Source organism: Streptomyces sp. NBC_00038, assembly GCF_026343635.1.
Taxonomy (GTDB): Bacteria; Actinomycetota; Actinomycetes; order Streptomycetales; family Streptomycetaceae; genus Streptomyces.
Genome location: NZ_JAPELQ010000001.1, coordinates 1,279,699 through 1,295,104, shown reverse-complemented (window position 1 = coordinate 1,295,104; position 15,406 = coordinate 1,279,699). Strand labels below are relative to the sequence as shown.

General features: G+C 70.9%; 17 protein-coding genes and 1 pseudogene. 9 read left to right on the top strand and 9 right to left on the bottom strand.

Annotated elements, in window-relative coordinates:
• Positions 1 to 42 precede the first annotated feature (42 nt).
• From OG219_RS06015 to OG219_RS06000, 4 genes are all read left to right on the top strand, one after another.
• Positions 43 to 966 (top strand): ABC transporter substrate-binding protein, encoded by a 924-nt coding sequence (locus tag OG219_RS06015; RefSeq protein WP_266836016.1) that lies wholly within the window; start codon positions 43 to 45, stop codon positions 964 to 966.
• A gap of 148 nt (positions 967 to 1,114) precedes the next feature.
• Positions 1,115 to 2,023 carry a MurR/RpiR family transcriptional regulator gene (locus OG219_RS06010; RefSeq protein WP_266836015.1) on the top strand — a complete coding sequence of 303 codons (909 nt, stop codon included), beginning with the start codon at positions 1,115 to 1,117 and terminating at the stop codon, positions 2,021 to 2,023.
• A gap of 201 nt (positions 2,024 to 2,224) precedes the next feature.
• Positions 2,225 to 2,830, top strand: coding sequence for a hypothetical protein (locus OG219_RS06005; protein ID WP_266823609.1), 606 nt, complete (start codon positions 2,225 to 2,227; stop codon positions 2,828 to 2,830).
• 262 nt (positions 2,831 to 3,092) lie between these two features.
• Positions 3,093 to 3,545, top strand: coding sequence for a phospholipase (locus OG219_RS06000; RefSeq protein ID WP_266823607.1), 453 nt, complete (start codon positions 3,093 to 3,095; stop codon positions 3,543 to 3,545).
• Between the two features lie 66 nt (positions 3,546 to 3,611).
• On the opposite strand, the gene OG219_RS05995 is transcribed toward OG219_RS06000, so the two are convergent.
• The 3 genes from OG219_RS05995 to OG219_RS05985 all read right to left on the bottom strand — a co-directional run bounded on the left by OG219_RS05995 (position 3,612) and on the right by OG219_RS05985 (position 6,938).
• Positions 3,612 to 5,156: a metallophosphoesterase family protein gene (locus OG219_RS05995; RefSeq protein ID WP_266836014.1), complete on the bottom strand. Its 1,545-nt coding sequence runs from the start codon at positions 5,154 to 5,156 to the stop codon at positions 3,612 to 3,614.
• Between the two features lie 128 nt (positions 5,157 to 5,284).
• Complete coding sequence (locus OG219_RS05990; protein ID WP_266823605.1) at positions 5,285 to 6,091, bottom strand: DUF427 domain-containing protein; 807 nt, start codon at positions 6,089 to 6,091, stop codon at positions 5,285 to 5,287.
• Between the two features lie 67 nt (positions 6,092 to 6,158).
• Positions 6,159 to 6,938 (bottom strand): DeoR/GlpR family DNA-binding transcription regulator, encoded by a 780-nt coding sequence (locus tag OG219_RS05985; protein WP_266823603.1) that lies wholly within the window; start codon positions 6,936 to 6,938, stop codon positions 6,159 to 6,161.
• Positions 6,939 to 7,060: 122 nt separating this feature from the next.
• Between OG219_RS05985 and OG219_RS05980 the strand changes: the two genes are divergently transcribed.
• Together OG219_RS05980 and OG219_RS05975 are read left to right on the top strand one after the other, a co-directional pair.
• Positions 7,061 to 7,951 carry an SIS domain-containing protein gene (locus OG219_RS05980; protein WP_266823601.1) on the top strand — a complete coding sequence of 297 codons (891 nt, stop codon included), beginning with the start codon at positions 7,061 to 7,063 and terminating at the stop codon, positions 7,949 to 7,951.
• 33 nt (positions 7,952 to 7,984) lie between these two features.
• The gene (locus tag OG219_RS05975) at positions 7,985 to 8,836 is read left to right on the top strand and encodes a class II fructose-bisphosphate aldolase (RefSeq protein ID WP_266823599.1); all 852 of its coding nucleotides are present in this window, start codon (positions 7,985 to 7,987) and stop codon (positions 8,834 to 8,836) included.
• 13 nt (positions 8,837 to 8,849) lie between these two features.
• On the opposite strand, the gene OG219_RS05970 is transcribed toward OG219_RS05975, so the two are convergent.
• Positions 8,850 to 9,125, bottom strand: a complete 276-nt coding sequence (locus tag OG219_RS05970; protein WP_266836013.1) for a hypothetical protein — start codon at positions 9,123 to 9,125, stop codon at positions 8,850 to 8,852.
• Positions 9,126 to 9,127: 2 nt separating this feature from the next.
• Positions 9,128 to 9,940: a phytanoyl-CoA dioxygenase family protein gene (locus OG219_RS05965; protein ID WP_266823597.1), complete on the bottom strand. Its 813-nt coding sequence runs from the start codon at positions 9,938 to 9,940 to the stop codon at positions 9,128 to 9,130.
• Positions 9,941 to 10,011: 71 nt separating this feature from the next.
• Here OG219_RS05965 and OG219_RS05960 point away from each other — a divergent pair, with 71 nt between their 5' ends.
• Positions 10,012 to 10,785, top strand: a complete 774-nt coding sequence (locus OG219_RS05960) for an AraC family transcriptional regulator (RefSeq protein ID WP_266823595.1) — start codon at positions 10,012 to 10,014, stop codon at positions 10,783 to 10,785.
• Here OG219_RS05960 and OG219_RS05955 read toward each other — a convergent pair.
• The gene (locus tag OG219_RS05955; RefSeq protein WP_266823593.1) at positions 10,775 to 11,908 is read right to left on the bottom strand and encodes a methyltransferase; all 1,134 of its coding nucleotides are present in this window, start codon (positions 11,906 to 11,908) and stop codon (positions 10,775 to 10,777) included. The genes OG219_RS05960 and OG219_RS05955 overlap by 11 nt on opposite strands.
• Positions 11,909 to 11,974: 66 nt before the next feature.
• Between OG219_RS05955 and OG219_RS05950 the strand changes: the two genes are divergently transcribed.
• Positions 11,975 to 12,619 carry an alpha-ketoglutarate-dependent dioxygenase AlkB gene (locus tag OG219_RS05950; protein ID WP_266823591.1) on the top strand — a complete coding sequence of 215 codons (645 nt, stop codon included), beginning with the start codon at positions 11,975 to 11,977 and terminating at the stop codon, positions 12,617 to 12,619.
• A gap of 48 nt (positions 12,620 to 12,667) precedes the next feature.
• The gene (locus tag OG219_RS05945) at positions 12,668 to 13,909 is read left to right on the top strand and encodes an ROK family protein (protein WP_266823589.1); all 1,242 of its coding nucleotides are present in this window, start codon (positions 12,668 to 12,670) and stop codon (positions 13,907 to 13,909) included.
• Between the two features lie 97 nt (positions 13,910 to 14,006).
• Here the strand turns inward: OG219_RS05945 and OG219_RS05940 are convergent.
• The 3 genes and pseudogenes from OG219_RS05940 to OG219_RS05930 all read right to left on the bottom strand — a co-directional run.
• Positions 14,007 to 14,123 (bottom strand): annotated as a pseudogene (locus OG219_RS05940) (phosphotriesterase); the annotation flags it as partial.
• Positions 14,117 to 14,701: a DUF4865 family protein gene (locus OG219_RS05935; protein WP_266823587.1), complete on the bottom strand. Its 585-nt coding sequence runs from the start codon at positions 14,699 to 14,701 to the stop codon at positions 14,117 to 14,119. The pseudogene OG219_RS05940 and the gene OG219_RS05935, both read right to left, overlap by 7 nt.
• An 18-nt stretch (positions 14,702 to 14,719) precedes the next feature.
• Positions 14,720 to 15,301 (bottom strand): TetR/AcrR family transcriptional regulator, encoded by a 582-nt coding sequence (locus tag OG219_RS05930; protein ID WP_266823585.1) that lies wholly within the window; start codon positions 15,299 to 15,301, stop codon positions 14,720 to 14,722.
• Between the last annotated feature and the right edge of the window lie 105 nt (positions 15,302 to 15,406).

Here is a 15,406-nt window from a genome sequence, read left to right as displayed (position 1 = left end):
TGAGCTTCAGGGCTCTTGAGAGAGGAAATACCCATGAGAAGCATGATCCGTGGCGCCGCTTTCGGCCTGATCGCAGCACTGTCCCTGAGCGCCTGCGGCGGCAGCGACAGCAGCGATGACAATCCGCTGACGGGAAGCAGCGGCGACAGCGACAGCAAGGCACTCGTCGTCGGCTCGGCGAACTTCCCCGAGAACCAGCTGCTCGCCGAGATCTACGCGCAGGCCCTGGAAGCCAAGGACCTGAAGGTGACCCGCAAGTTCGACATCGGGGCCCGTGAGGTCTACTACGACCAGATCGTCAAGGGCGGCATCAGCGTCTTCCCGGAGTACAACGGCGCTCTGCTCGCGGTCGCGGTCGACGAGAAGAGCACCGCGACCAGCAGCGAGGACATCAACGCCGAGCTGAAGGCGAAGCTCCCCTCGTCGGTGGAGATACTCGACTCCGCCGCGGCCGAGGACAAGGACTCGGTCACGGTCACCGCTGAGACCGCTGCCAAGTACAACCTCAAGACGCTCGCCGACCTCAGGCCGATCGCGGGCGACATGACGATCGGCGCCGGCTCGGAGTTCAAGACGCGTACGCAGGGACTGGTCGGTCTGAAGACCATCTACGGCGTGGAGTTCGGGAAGTTCCAGCCGCTCGACGCGGGCGCCCAGAGCACTCTGCTCGAACTGCTGAAGAAGGGCACGGTCCAAGCCGCGAACCTCTACACCACCGACCCCGCCATCGTCGAGGACAAGCTGGTGGTCCTCGAGGACCCGAAGAACCTCTTCTCCTCGCAGAACGTGACGCCCCTGGTCTACAAGTCCGCGGTCAACGACACGGCCAAGGCGGCACTCAACGGCGTCTCGGCCAAGCTCACCACCGAGGACCTGCTGGAGATGATGAAGAGGCTCGTCAACGACAAGGAGGACGCCAGCACCGTGGCCAAGGACTGGCTGACGGAGGCCGGCCTCGTCAGCTGACCGGGGTGGTCACCGGATCATTCCTGGGTCGTCAGATCCGGGGCGGGCGGTGCCGGCGGTGGGTTCGACCACGCCGTCACCGTCCGCCGGGCCGTGCGTCTCACCAGGCAGGAGCGAGGGGATGAGTGGGACCGGCTGGGGGATCGAGATGAGCGAGAGCGACGGAGCCGACGTGGGCACCCGGAACGCCGGTGCGCCCGCCTCAGGCGCCGCCGAGACCGGCGCACCCGGCGCGTCCGCACGGCTGCACCAGCTCTTCGAGGGACGCCGGCTGACCCCGACGCAGCGCCGCATCGCGCACTGCCTGGTCCGGCAATCGGCTGCCGTGCCGTTCCTGTCGAGCGTGGAGCTGGCCCAGCTGGCCGGAGTGAGCCAGCCGTCGGTGACCCGCTTCGCGGTCGCCCTCGGCTTCGACGGATACCCGGCACTGCGCAGACATCTGCGGGACGTCGCACCCGCCGCCGGCGCTGAGGACGGGCGGCCGAACAACCAGTACCAGCAAGCGGTACAGGCCGAGATCGACAACCTGCGGAACCTGGCGTCGCTGCTCGCCGACGCCGGGCCCGTGGAACGCGCGGGCCGGCTGCTCGCCGCCTCGCGGCCGCTGCCGGTGCTCGGGCTGCGCGCCTCCGCGGCCCAGGCACGCGGCTTCGCCTACTTCGCCGCGAAGGTTCATCCCGACGTACGCCTGCTCGACGAGGGCGGCTCGTTGCTCGCCGACCGCATCGACGCCGCCCGGCACGCCGGGGCGAGCGCACTCCTGTGCTTCGCGCTGCCGCGTCACCCGCGCGAGCTCCTCGACGCGCTCGGCCACGCCCGTGACACGGGGCTGACCGTGGTGACGATCGCCGACGGCACGTTCGCCCCGGTGGCCGCCCACAGCGATCTGCTCCTCCCGGCGGCCGTGGGCACCGGCCTGGTCTTCGACACGGTGAGCGCCCCCATGCTGCTGGGACAGGTCCTCCTGGAGGTGATGTGCGACGGCCTCCCCGACGCGCAGGTCCGGCTGGAGGAGTTCGACGCGCGGGCGGCGGCGCGAGGGCTCTTCGTCGACTGAACGGTTCACCTGCCGATGCGCCCGTCCCCTGACAGCCGAATGCCACTGAGGCATGGACAGCCGGGCCATGTGGGCGGAAGGCGCTGGTCAGCGGCGTATGGGCGACGCGTGGGGCCGTGCAGCGGGCGCGCGATCGGTTGCGGCGAGGGGCGGTGGTTCTCACGGTGGCCCCAAGAACCGCAATTCTCGAAAGGACTGTGCATGCGTGCCCTTGTCTCCCGCGGACTCCTCCTGTCACCCCTGGTCTGCGCCGCTCTGGTCTTCGGTCCGCTCGGCACCGCCGCTGCCGCCGTCGACGCACCCCGGGTGGCTTCGGGCGGTGCCGCCGCGGCATGGTCCTCCGCCGATTCGGACGCGGTGCTGGAACAACTCGGCGTACTGGACAGAGTTGACCACTACGACGTAGCGCTCGACCCTCTGCTGGACGAGCTGTCCACCCTCGCCGAGCGGGAGGCCGGCACCCTCGACGCGGTCGAGGCGGCCGGACTCGCGAGGGCGGTGGAGACGGCGAACGCCTCTCTCCAGCAGCGGCTGAAGGAGCGGGCCGGCGTCACGTCGGACACGTCGGACCGCGCCGGTGTCGCCGCCGCCGACCCGGTCTCCGATCTGGTGGCCCAGCTCCAGTCGGCGGTCGACGGACTGCTGAAGGCGCTGACCTCGCTCGACCTCGGCGCGGTCCTCGGTGCGGTCACGGGCCTGCTGTCGCCGGTGCTCGGTCTGATCACGGGGCTGCTCGGCGGCGCGACCTCCGCGCTCACGACGCTTCCGGCGCTGCCGACCGCGGGCAGCCCGGCGGCCGTTGGGTAGCCGCGACCCGAAGTACGCGGTGGGGTGCGGAGGTTGATCTTCCGCACCCCACTGTTTTTCGTCCGACGCCGAGAACCGGTCCGGTCCTTCGCCGCGTTCACGTCCGCGTCTCTCCCGGCGGTTCACGTTCCTCTCGTCCGGCACAGCTGAGAGTTAATGGGGCATTAGGGAATCCGAGGTGTAAAGACCACGCATTGATGGCGATGCTCTTGTCATGAACCTGCTGCCCGATGGGCGGGCCGCAGCCTCATGGAGGTGTGGGATGCACCGCAGACTCGCCGCCGGCTTTGCCGCCTCAACTCTGGCCCTGATCACTGTCGTCGGCACCGCCACAGCGGCCGACGCAGTTCCCGCCGACAAGTCCCAGGTCCTCTCGAACTGGACCCAGACCAGCGCATCGAGCTACAGCACCTGGAACGCCGCCCGCGCGAACCAGGCCGCCTGGGCCGCGTACGAGTTCGACTGGTCCACCGACTACTGCTCCTCCTCGCCGGACAACCCGTTCGGCTTCCCCTTCGCCACCTCATGCGCCCGCCACGACTTCGGCTACCGCAACTACAAGGCCGCGGGCACCTTCAGTACCAACAAGTCGCGCCTCGACAGCGCCTTCTACGAGGACCTCAAGCGGGTCTGCCTCAACTACAGCGGCGCGACGAAGACGTCCTGCGACGGTACGGCGTGGACCTACTACCAGGCGGTCAAGGTGTTCGGCTGAGACCGTCGGCCGAGGAGAACGGGGGCGCCGCCCACGCGGCGTCCCGCACTCGGCGAAGAGACCTGCTCAGCCGGCCACGGGCTCACCAGGGCTGTCCTGGAAGGCCGTTCGTGATACCGGGCGGGTGACGCCGGACAGATCGTGGGCGGCGACGCTGTTGCGGTCGGCGACCGAGCGGCCGAGCGCATGGTGCGGCCACAGTCCCGCCGCCACCCGGCGACTGCGCTCGCCCCATTCGCGGGCCGGGGCGCTGCTGGACTTGTAGTGGTTGAGGGCGAATCCGCCGGAGTGGATCCGGAGCAGGCAGAAGCCGCCGGGATAGTCCTTGACGGCGCTGACCTCCTGCAATGTGACGTGCGGGGCCTGCGGCAGGACGGTCCGCTTGTTGCGGTGGGTGTGGCCCGCGTGGTGGAGGAAGACGCCGGGCGCCTCGGCGTAGGCGTCGAGAACGGCACGGGCCTGGCGGCGGCCGAGCTGCTGGCCCCTGGACACGGGGAAGACCGAATCCCGTACGGTCAGCGGATGGTGGCCGAACACCACGGTGGGCTGGTCCCTTTGTTCCTTCAACCGGGCCTGGAACCAGGACAGTTGCTCCGCGCCGAGCCCGCCCGCGTCGGCGCCGTTGCCGTCCTTCTCGTAGGTGTCGAGCCCGAGGATCCGCAGCCCGCCGAGGTCGCGGGCGAAGTACGAGGGACCCCCGCCGTCGAGGAACCCGTCGCGGAAGGCGTCTCCGTGAGATTCGCCGCGCACGGGACGGGGCCTGTCGTGGTTACCCCGTACGACGAAGTAGTCCCGCCCGTGGGCACCGAACCCGTCCAGGATCCGCTTGGCCTCGGCCAGGTCACGCGGCCCGCCGCCGGCCGAGATGTCCCCCGCGGCCAGCAGCACGTCCGCCCCGCGCCGCCGGGCCTCCTCCACCACCGCCCGGCTCATGATCTCCGGGTAGGGCGAGAGCCCCACCTCCTGCGACACCCCGCGGAACAGCGGTACACCACCGACCAGACCGGCGGTGGTCTCCCCGACGTGCAGGTCGTTGCAGAGGGCGATCGACAGCAGGTGCCGCCCGGGCGGCGGCTGCGGGGTGGTGAAGGAGTACGGGCCTCCGCGCGTCCCGAATCCGTAGCGGTTGGTGCCGACGGCGTTGCCGCGGACGAGGTGCAGCGAGGTGGGAACGGCGGTCACACCCCGTGAGCGCGCCTGGTAGTAGTACGTCTGGCCAGGTTCAAGGCCCGTGAGCTCCACGTGGTGGTGCGCGGTGGGCCGGGTTTCCCCCGCGGTGCGGTTGAGGCGCGTGGGGTGAGTGCCGTAGACCACCTCACCCTCCGTGACCGCGGGGAGCATGTGGCCGGTGCCGTCATCGGTGCCGGGTATTCCGGTGTGCCAGGTGATGACGGCGCTGTCCTCGGTCAGGGTGACCAGTTCCAGGTGGACGGCCTTGATGGTGTCGGGGTGGAGGAGACGGCTGGTGCGTGCGGTGTCGTGCACGGCTCCGGCCAGGGCCCTCAGCAGTGCGGGGGCGAGGAGTGCGCCGGATCGCAGGACTTCGGAGGGAGCGGGCAGGGCCGCCAGGGCGGACAGGGCCGCGAGGGGAGCGGAGAGGCAGCAGCGCATGCCGGATGTGTGCCCGCGCGCAGTGAACGGCGGCAGTGCTGCCGACGGCGACACCAGGTATGGCACGCGACATCTCCGTCCGGGCGCGGCTCGACGTGTGTGGATCCGGCCGGTTGGATGACCGGCGGTCAGCTCGTCGACAACGTTTTGCTGAACGGAGTGACGGGGCGCTCCACGCGCTCTCCGTCCACCGTAATGTCCACCACCTCGTTGTAGAAAGCGAGGAGTCCTGTGACAGTGGCCACCGCGGGCAGCGGGTCCGGGTAGCTCCAGACGAGGTTCGCCGGGACATCGGCGTCGCCCCGCCACGACCAGTACTCGGCGGTTCCCTTGTAGGGACACCCGGTGCTGTGGTCGGTGGGGACGAGGAGATCGAGGCGGACGTCCTCCAGTGGCACGTAGTACCGCACCGGAAGGCCGGTCTCGAAGAGCAGTACGGGACGCCGGGTGTCCGCGACGACCGTGCCGTCGATCTCGACCTGGACATGACGGCTGCTCGGCAGGGCGTCCACCCGCTTGTGCGGGTCCCGGGGATGGATGAAGATCTCTTCCTCCTCCTCGTACCAGTGGTCGAGCCCCCGGCCGCTGCGCAGGAACCACTCGAAGGCGATGTGTCCTGCCAGGTCGTCGGCGGGGAACGTCCAGGCCGCGTTCTCCACCACCTCGCCGTCGACCTCGAGGTCGTAGAAGATCCGCGATCCCGTGTGCGTGCCCGTCCGGGGGTCCCGCGCCGGGCGGAGCAGGTCCTCGCGGACCTCTTCGCGGGGGAAGGCGTACGTCGGGACGGGCAGCGCGGGCTCCCACACGAGGACAGGGTGCCGGCTGTCGACGATGGTGACGTCGCCCTTGCGTCCGCGCACCCAGCGTTCGCTGGGCTCCCACAGGAGGCCCTCCGGGGTGGTCCGTACCGTTCGCGCGTGGGGGAGTGCACTCATCGTCCGGTCTCCTTCGGTTTGTCGGACACCCTGACATTGGACACCGACAGAGGCGGCCTCGCCCGCGTCAAACGACGACGACGTCGACCCCCGCCTCCTCGAACCCCCGCACCGTCTCCTCGCTCACCGCCGCGTCCGTCACCAGAGTGTCCACCGACTCGGCCGCGCAGATCCGGGCAAAGGCGCGCCGGCCCAGCTTGCTGGAGTCGGCGGCGACGATCACACGCTCGGCGCGCTCGCAGAGCAGCCGGTTGATCGCGGCCTCCGCCTCGTCGTGGGCGGCCGCACCGTGTGTGGCGTCGAAGGCGACCACGCCGAGCACGGCCACGTCGATGGTGATCTGGCCGAGGACGCCGTCGGCGAGCGGTCCGACGAGCTCGTACGACTGCGGGCGGGCGACGCCGCCGGTCACCACGATCTTGAACTGGGGGCGCACGGCCAGCTCGTTGGCGATGTTGAGCGCGTTGGTGACCACGGTCAGCGCGGGTGAACCGGAAGCGAGGTCGGGGCGCACGGCCAGGGCGCGCGCGACCTCCGTGGTGGTCGTGCCACCGGTCAGGCCCACCGCCTCGCCGGGCGCGACGAGACCGGCCACCGCCTTCGCGATGCGCTGCTTCTCGGAGGCGTGGCGGGCGGTCTTGTAGCGCAGCGGCAGTTCATAGGAGACGCCGTGCACGACCGCGCCGCCCCGGGTGCGTACGAGCATCTGCTGCTCGGCGAGCTGGTCGAAGTCGCGCCGGATCGTCGCGGCCGACACCTCCAGCTCGGTCGCCACCTCCTCGACATCCAGCCGGCCCCGCTCCACGAGCAGTTCCAGCAGCGCCTTCCAGCGGGCGTCGCGCGACATCCGCACTCTCCAATCCTCGATCTTCCGCGACCTTAGCGCACCTTTCTGGCGCTCGAATGCTTGATTGTGCTTGAAAAATCGCTATATCTTGCACGAACAATCATCAGTGGGAGGGGTGCGGCATGACCCATGTCGAGAACGAGCTCAACAGTCAGCCCGAGTGCTGGATACGCGCCGCCGAGCAGGCCGCGGCGCACGGTGCGGCACTGCCGGCGGCGGGGGAGCGAGTGGCGATCGTCGGGTGCGGGACCTCGTACTTCATGGCGCAGGCCGTCGCCGCGCTACGCGAAGGGTCGGGCCAGGGCGAGACGGACGCCTTCGCCGCCTCGGAGTTCCCGAACCGCCGCTCGTACGACCGCGTGGTCGCCCTCACCCGGTCCGGCACCACCACCGAAGTGCTCGAACTCCTCGGGGGCCTGAAGGGCCGTACGCGCACCACCGCCATCACCGCCGACCCGCACACCCCCGTCACGGACTCGGCGGACGACGTCCTGGTCCTGGACTTCGCGGACGAACAGTCCGTCGTGCAGACCCGGTTCGCGACCACCGCGCTCACACTGCTGCGCGCCCACCTCGGTCTGCACACCGACGCCGTCGTCGCCGACGCGCGTACCGCACTCGAGAGCCCGCTGCCCGAAGGGCTCGTCGACTGCGCTCAGTTCACATTCCTCGGCCGCGGCTGGACCGTCGGGCTGGCGAACGAGGCCGGCCTCAAGATGCGCGAGGCCGCGCTGGCCTGGACCGAGGCCTACCCGGCGATGGAGTACCGGCACGGCCCCATCAGCGTCACCACACACGGCACGGCCACCTGGATGCTCGGCGAGGCGCCCGAAGGTCTGGCCGAACAGGTCCGGGCGACCGGCGGGTTGTGGGTGGCCGGCGGTCTCGACCCGCTCGCCGAACTCGTCCGCGCCCAGCGGCTCGCCGTCGCGGTCGCCGCGTCCCGCGGACTGGACCCGGACCGGCCGCGCCACCTCACCCGCTCGGTGATCCTCGCCCCGACGTCCCACTGAGTCGGCTCAACCACCCGCTGAGAAGGAGGAGTTGTGCCACTCGCAGCAACCGGTGAACTGGTTCGCGCGGCCGCGGGGGCGCGGACCGCGGTCGCCGCGTTCAACGTCATCACCCTGGAACACGTCGAAGCCGTCATCGCCGGCGCCGAGTCCGTGGACGCGCCGGTCGTCCTCCAAGTCAGCGAGAACGCCGTCAGATTCCGCTACGGACGGCTGCTCCCGCTGGCCCGCGCCGCGACCGCCGCGGCCGAACGCGCCTTGGTGCCCGTCGCGTTGCACCTCGACCACGTCCAGAGCGACGACCTGCTGCGGCAGGCGGCCGGCGCCGGCTTCAGCTCCGTGATGTACGACGCCGCCCGGCTGCCGTACCAGGAGAATCTCGCCGTCACCCGGGCCGCCGTCGACTGGGCGCACGCCCAAGGGCTCTGGATCGAGGCCGAGTTGGGGCAGATCGGCGGCAAGATCGGCGTACCCCCGCTCGACGCGCACGCGCCGGGCGCCCGCACCGATCCCGCCGAGGCCCGCGCCTTCGTGGCCGACTCGGGTGTGGACGGGCTGGCCGTCGCGATCGGCAGCTCGCACGCGATGACCACCCGCACCGCCGCCCTCGACCACGGCCTGCTCAAGCGCCTGACCGCGGCCCTGGACGTACCGCTCGTCCTGCACGGCTCCTCCGGAGTCCCTGACGGCGAACTGGCGGCGGCCGTCACGGGGGGCATCGCCAAGGTCAACATCGGTACGGCGCTGAACCTCGCGATGACGGGTGCCATACGGGAGTTCCTCACCGCCCACCCCGAGGCCGTGGACTCGCGCAAGTACCTCGGAGAGGGGCGGGAGGCGATGGCGCGGACGGTGGCACGGCTCATCGGCGTACTGCGCGGGTGACCCGAGTGCGACCTCAGGAAGCGTCGACCTCCACCAGCTTCTCGAAGAAGAACTCGTGCTTGAGGAACGACACGTCGTACTCATGCCCTGGATACGGCGGGATCAACTGAGCCGCCTGGAACAGCCGCCAGCCGTCCTCCAGGGCGTGCACGCCCGACGTGTACGGCGGTTCGTCACCGTCCCCGGTAGTGGGGGACGTACGGCCGGTGCCGTCGTAGACCGACCAGCCCACCACGTCCGCGTCCAGCGCGGAGGTGGCCAGGTAGAGCACCAGAACCTGCTGACGGATGGTCATGCGGCGTCTCCCTGCGGGCGGTTGGAGACCCGGGTCACCCAGTGGTCCAGGTCGAAGGAGTCGTCCCCGGTGAGCGCGCGCCACAGCAGGACCCGGTTGTACACCTCCAGGCGGCCGGTGGCGGGCTCGTACCACGGGAACGTCGTGGCGAGTTCCTCGGAGACCCGCGGATCCCCGAGGTCCGAGGTGTCCCACAGCCGCCGCTGCCGCACGGCCGGATTGAAGCGGATCTTGAACATGTAGCGCACCGCGTCGCTGTCGTTGCGCCGCCCGCCGTGCCACAGGCCATGGTGCAGAAACACCACGGTACCGGCCGGACAGACCAGGCGGCTCTGCCCGCGCAGGTTCTGGTAGCGCCCGGTGTCCGACTCGTTCGTGCGCCGCAGATGACTGCCCGGCACGCTGAGGGTGCCGCCCATGTCGAGCGTGACGTCCTGCGGGTAGTACATCAACTGGACGTCGAAGGCATCGGTCCGCACATCGATGATCGCGTCACCGTGCAACGGCTGCGCCTGTCCCTCGCGGGGCTCGCGAATGTGCACGGCGTGGTGGTCCACGGTGGGCCCGGGGCCCACGAGACTGCGCAACGCACCTGCCACAACAGGGAGTTCCACGAGGCGGCGGACCAGGGAACCCTCCGGATAGGCGTCCGCGACAGCACTGCCGTAGGGAACGCCGGGCACGCCCTCGCGCAGGACCTCGATCCCCTCGGCGTTCATCTCCGGCGGCACCACGGCGTCGAGGCGCAGTGAGCCGTGGGCCACGAAGTGCGCCATCCGCACCGAACTCAGGAGCTTGGTGTTGGTCATGCCCTCCAACGTAGGAGAGGTGTCCTCGCGGGCGCGTGGGCCCCACTCACCACTACTGGTACTTTTTCACCATGCGGGAGACGGCGATCCACCTCGGCGAGCCGCCCGCCGTCGTCAACATCGGCGTCGGCGTGCACGGCGTCGCGAGCCCCACGGACGTCTTCCGGCTGCCCGAGCTGTGGCAGCTGCACCTCTACCAGTACGACGCCGAGCTGACCGTCGACGGCACCGCCCACGTCATCCGCCCCGGCCGCGTGAGCCTCGTACCCCCCGGCACCACGGTCCGCTACCGCTACCAGGGCCGCTCCGAACACCTCTACGCCCACCTGCGCATCACCCAGGCCGGCCCGCCGCACACCGTCCCGGTCATGCAGGACGCGGGCCCCGAACTCCCCACACTCTCCGGGCTGTTGCTCCACGCGATGACGGCGGCACCCGGCGCACCCGCGCACACCCGGGCCGAGATCTGGACCGCGCTCTGGCGCATCGCCCACCTGACCCCGGCCACCACCGCGAGCCCGGGACCACACCCCGCGGTGAGCACGGCGATCGCCCATGTCGAAGCTCACCTGGCCGCCCCGCTGACCATCCCCGAGATCGCCCGCGCCGCCGGGATCTCCCACAACCACCTCACCCGGCTCTTCCGCACCGAGACGGGCACCACGGTGGTCGCCTACATCCGCCGCCGCAGACTGGAGCGCGCCCACCACCTGCTGCGCGCCTCGACGCTCTCCATCCCGGCGGTGGCGGCGTCCGTCGGCATCCCGGACCTGCAGGCCTTCAACAAGGCATGCCGCAGAGAGCTCGGGGCATCGCCCCGCACCCTGCGGGGAGCTACTTCTTGACCCCCCTGAGCACCACGAACTTCGCGTCACTGGCCATGAGTTCACTGTTGCCGAAGAGGCGGCGCAGCTTCAGGTGATACCCGAGGTGGCGGTTGCCGATCACCCACAGCTCGCCGCCCGGCCGCAGCGCACGGCGCGCTTCGGTGAACATCCGCCAGGCCGTGGCGTCCGTCGTCGCTTGGTGCGAGTGGAACGGCGGATTGTTGAGTACGAGGTCCACGCTGCCGTCGTCGATGCCCGCCAGTCCGTCACCGACGCGGAACTCCGCCTTCGTCCCCTCGGTGTTCGCCGCGTAGGTCGCCCGCGCCGAGGCGACCGCCTGGTACGACTCGTCGACGAACAGCACCTCGGCCTCGGGATTGGCCAGCGCCGCCGCCGTACCGACGACCCCGTTGCCGCAGCCCAGATCCGCGATGCGCTCGGGACCGCGACTGCGCGGCAGGTGCTGGAGGAGGAACCGGGTGCCGATGTCGAGACGGTCGGCGCAGAAGACGCCCGCGTGGTTGACGACGGTTCGGCCGGAGACCGTACCGACGCCGTCGGGGAGCTCGTAGCTGTACGGCCAGGGGTTGGAGTTCCGGGCGATCCCCGGGAACGGCGTGCAGAAGATCAGCCGGGCCTTCTTGTCGGCCAGTGAGGTGCGGGTCGGGCCGAGGATCCGCTCGAAGAGGTGCAGCGTCGAGGTGTGGATCTCCTTGACCATGCCCGTGCCGATGACGACCGTCCCCTCGTGCACGCCGGGCGCCAGCCGGTGCAGCTGGTCCTCAAGCAGCCCGAGGCTCCTCGGCACCCTGACGAGCAGCACGTCGATGCGGTCCGGAGGCGCGTCCTGCGTGGTGAGAAGACCTATCGCGGCCTCCTCGGCACCGGCCCGCGCGAGATTCGCCCGCGTCGCCTCACGGGCGAGGTACGAATCGGTGATCTGCGTCGGCCGGTGCGCGGACAGTGCCGTGGTGAGCGCGCCCCACCGGTCACCGACCACCACGACCGACCCCGACAACGGGGTCCCGCTCTCCGCGAGATGCCTCAGCAGATACGTGTCGGCGGCGTCCCATGCACGCAGCTGGTCGCGGGCGGCCTCGGGGAAACGGGCGAGTGCGTACTCGCCGAAGGGTGTAGCCATAGAGTCGGTCATCGTGGGTCAAGGCTAACGGAGCCGCAGCTCAGCGAGGTGCGCGAGGACAGGGCGATGTCGATGTTGTTCCCCCGGGACCGGACGGAGGTCGCGCCGGACGCGGTCCATGTGCCCGACTGGCTGGACGCCGACCAGCAGCGGCGGCTCCTTGAGGCATGCCGCGGCTGGGCCCGCCCACCGTCCGGTCTGCGCACGGTCCGCACCCCCGGCGGCGGCACGATGACCGCCCGGCAGGTCTGCCTCGGCTGGCACTGGTATCCGTACGGGTACGCCCGCACGGTCGTCGACGGCGACGGCACACCCGTGAAGCCGTTCCCGGGGTGGCTGGACGATCTGGGCCGTGACGCGGTCAGGGAGGCCCTCGGCGCCGGGGCCGCGAGTGCCCCGTACGACATCGCACTGATCAACTTCTACGACGCCGACGCCCGCATGGGCATGCACCGCGACAGTGACGAGAAGTCGGCAGCGCCGGTGGTCTCACTGAGCCTCGGAGACACCTGCGTCTTCCGGTTCGGGAACACCGCGACCAGGACACGGCCCTACACGGATGTCGAGCTGCGCAGCGGCGACCTGTTCGTGTTCGGCGGGGCGTCCCGGCTCGCGCACCACGGGGTGCCGCGGGTGTACGCGGGCACGGCGCCGCCCGAGTTGGGGCTGACCGGGCGGCTGAACGTCACGCTGCGGGTGAGCGGCCTCTAGATGGCAGGTGGGGCCATGCTACGAGCGGATCATGGGAGACTCGGCCTCATGAACGGCAAGGCGGGCCCCCGGGCGGCGGGGGAAGGGAACACGCGGGCGCGGCTGGACCGGGGGCGCGGGGCGCTCGGCCCCGCGCTGGAACTCGTGCACACCGGACGTGCGCCGACGCGCGCCGTACTCACCGCCGAGCTGGGGGTCACCAGGGCGACCGCGGGAGCGGTGGCAGCGGAGCTGGAGGCGCTGGGGCTGATCCGGGTCGACGCACGGCCCGGCGCCGCGGCCGGTTCGCAGGGGCGGCCCTCGCACCGCCTGGAGGTCGCCGAGGACGGGCCCGTCGTGCTCGCCGCGCAGGTGCACGCCGACGGGTTCCGCGCCGCGCTGGTGGGTCTCGGCGGGCGTCTGGTCGCGACCGCGCCCGGCTGCGAGACGGTCGACGCCGATCCCGCGAAGGTGCTCGGCTCCGTCGTCGAGGCCGGTGCCGCGCTGCTCCGTGAGACCGGGCTGCGCTGCGTGGGCGCAGGACTCGCCGTCCCGTCCGCCGTCGCCGAACCCGAAGGGCTCGCCCTCAATCCACTGCACCTGGCCTGGCCCGCGGGCTCCCCGGTGCGCCAGATCTTCGCGGAGAAGGTGCGCGCGGCCGGAATCCAGGGGCCCGCGTTCGCCGCCAACGACGTCAACCTCGCCGCCCTCGCCGAACACCGCCACGGCGCGGGCCGCGGCGCCCGCGACCTGCTGTGCGTGGCCACAGGGCACCGGGGTGTCGGCGGTGCTCTCGTGCTCGACGGCCGCCTCCACACGGGCAGTTCGGGGCTCGCCCTCGAAGTCGGCCACCTCACCGTCAACCCCGAGGGCCGCCCCTGCTACTGCGGCAGCCGCGGCTGCCTCGACGTCGAGGCGGACCCGCTGGCCTTCCTCACCGCGGCCGGTCTCGATCCCGGCCCCGAGGTGTCGCTGCTCCAGCAGGCCAACGACCTGATCCGCGACCAGTACGCCGACCCGGCCGTCCGCCTGGCCACCGAGGCCCTGATCGACCGCCTCGGCCTAGGCCTCGCCGGCCTGGTCAACATCCTCAACCCGGACCGCATCATCCTCGGCGGCCTGCACCGCACCCTGCTCGACGCCGACCCCGACCGGCTACGCGCCGTCGTGGCCGACCGCAGCCTGTGGGGCCAGAGCGGCGGCGTCCCGATCCTCCCCTGCACGCTGGACCACAACAGCCTTGTGGGGGCTGCCGAGTTGGCTTGGCAGCCGGTGCTGGACGATCCGCTGGGGGCGCTGGCCGAGGTCTGAGACCTGGACGGGTTCCACCGCGCACTTCGGGTACGCGGGCCCGCTCGGTACGGCGGACGAGGGCCGGCAGGGCGACCTGGGCGAGAGTCGGGTTGACGTCGAGTTCCTGCCCGGCGAGCCGGGGGCTGCTCAGGAAGGGGTGGTCGTGCGCGTCGCACACCCCCAAGTCCTCGGGGCACGTGTCCCCGAGGACCGTACGGACCACGCTCACCACTGCCGGCCACGCGGAAGCCGGTCACGCTCCGGCGTGTTGACGTACAGCACCTGGAACACCTCACCCGGAGCCTTCGGCGCGTCGTGGTCCCAGAGCGAGAAGTGCACGAGCTCCCAGTGGCGCGGATCGACGACGGCGGCCGCGCAGACCGCACCGTCGAGCGAGGCCAGCCGCTCGGCCTCCCGCACGGCCACCGCCGCCACCTCGGAGAGCCGCACCCCCTCGGGCACGCTCTGCCGCCCACGCGCGGCGACCTTGGCCGGGGAACCGGCGGCGACCCCCTCCTCGTACGAGAGGCAGCTCCAGTGCCGCACCTCCGGCCGCCCGAAGTCGTCGACGAGCCCCTGGAAACCCGGGCCCCAGAGGAAGGAGTTCATGCCCGACGGGGTGTTCCACAGATAGAACGGCCCGTACTGGTTGACCGGCGACCCGTCGACCCCGCGCTCGCGCATGAGATAAGCCTTCAGGCCGAGGCCGGGGAAGTCGTCGAGCAGCGGCCCCTTGCCCGTCGCCCGGTTGCGGATGATGTCCATGTCGTAGTCGGCGGGCAGGGTGAGTTCGTATTGCATGGCGTGCATCGGGTGCCTCCTGAGGGCTCAGCGGGGCGTCGAACTGGCGGTGCCTGCCGACCCGAGCAGGGAGAGCAGTCCGCGAACTCCCGTGTCGAACGCGGCCGGTGAACCGGAGGCACGCGCCAGCACATAGCCGCCCTGCACGGTCGCGACGATCGTGGCGGCGATCTCCTCCGCATCGAGCGAGGGCGCGAACTGGCCCTGCTCCTGGCCCTCTTCGACGATGGAGGCCAGCCGCTCACGCAGCCAGTCGATCGTCTCGTCGACCGGCGCGCGCAGCTCGTCGCTGGCGATCACGTCCGGGTCCATCGTCAGCCGCCCGACCGGGCAGCCGCGCAGGACGTCGCGCTCACGGCGCAGATACGCCTCGATGCGCTCGTACGGCGATCCGGGCGCGCTCAGTACGCCCTCGGCAGTAGCCCGCAGCTCCTCGGCGGTGCGACGGATCGCCGCGAGCGCCAGATCGGGCTTGCCCTTGAAGTGGTGGTACATGCTGCCCTGCCCCGCGCCTGCGCGTTCCAGGATCGCCTTGGGGCTGGTTCCCACGTAACCGCGCTCCCACAACAGCTCGCGCGTGGACTCGATCAGCCGCTCCGGAGTGCTCATATCGGCACTGTACATACTAGTAGGTACAGACGTCGAGAGGCTGAGGAAGCAGCCGAGGGGAGCGCTCGTACTCCCGCGGAGGTACGCACACAGCCGCTGGCCGTA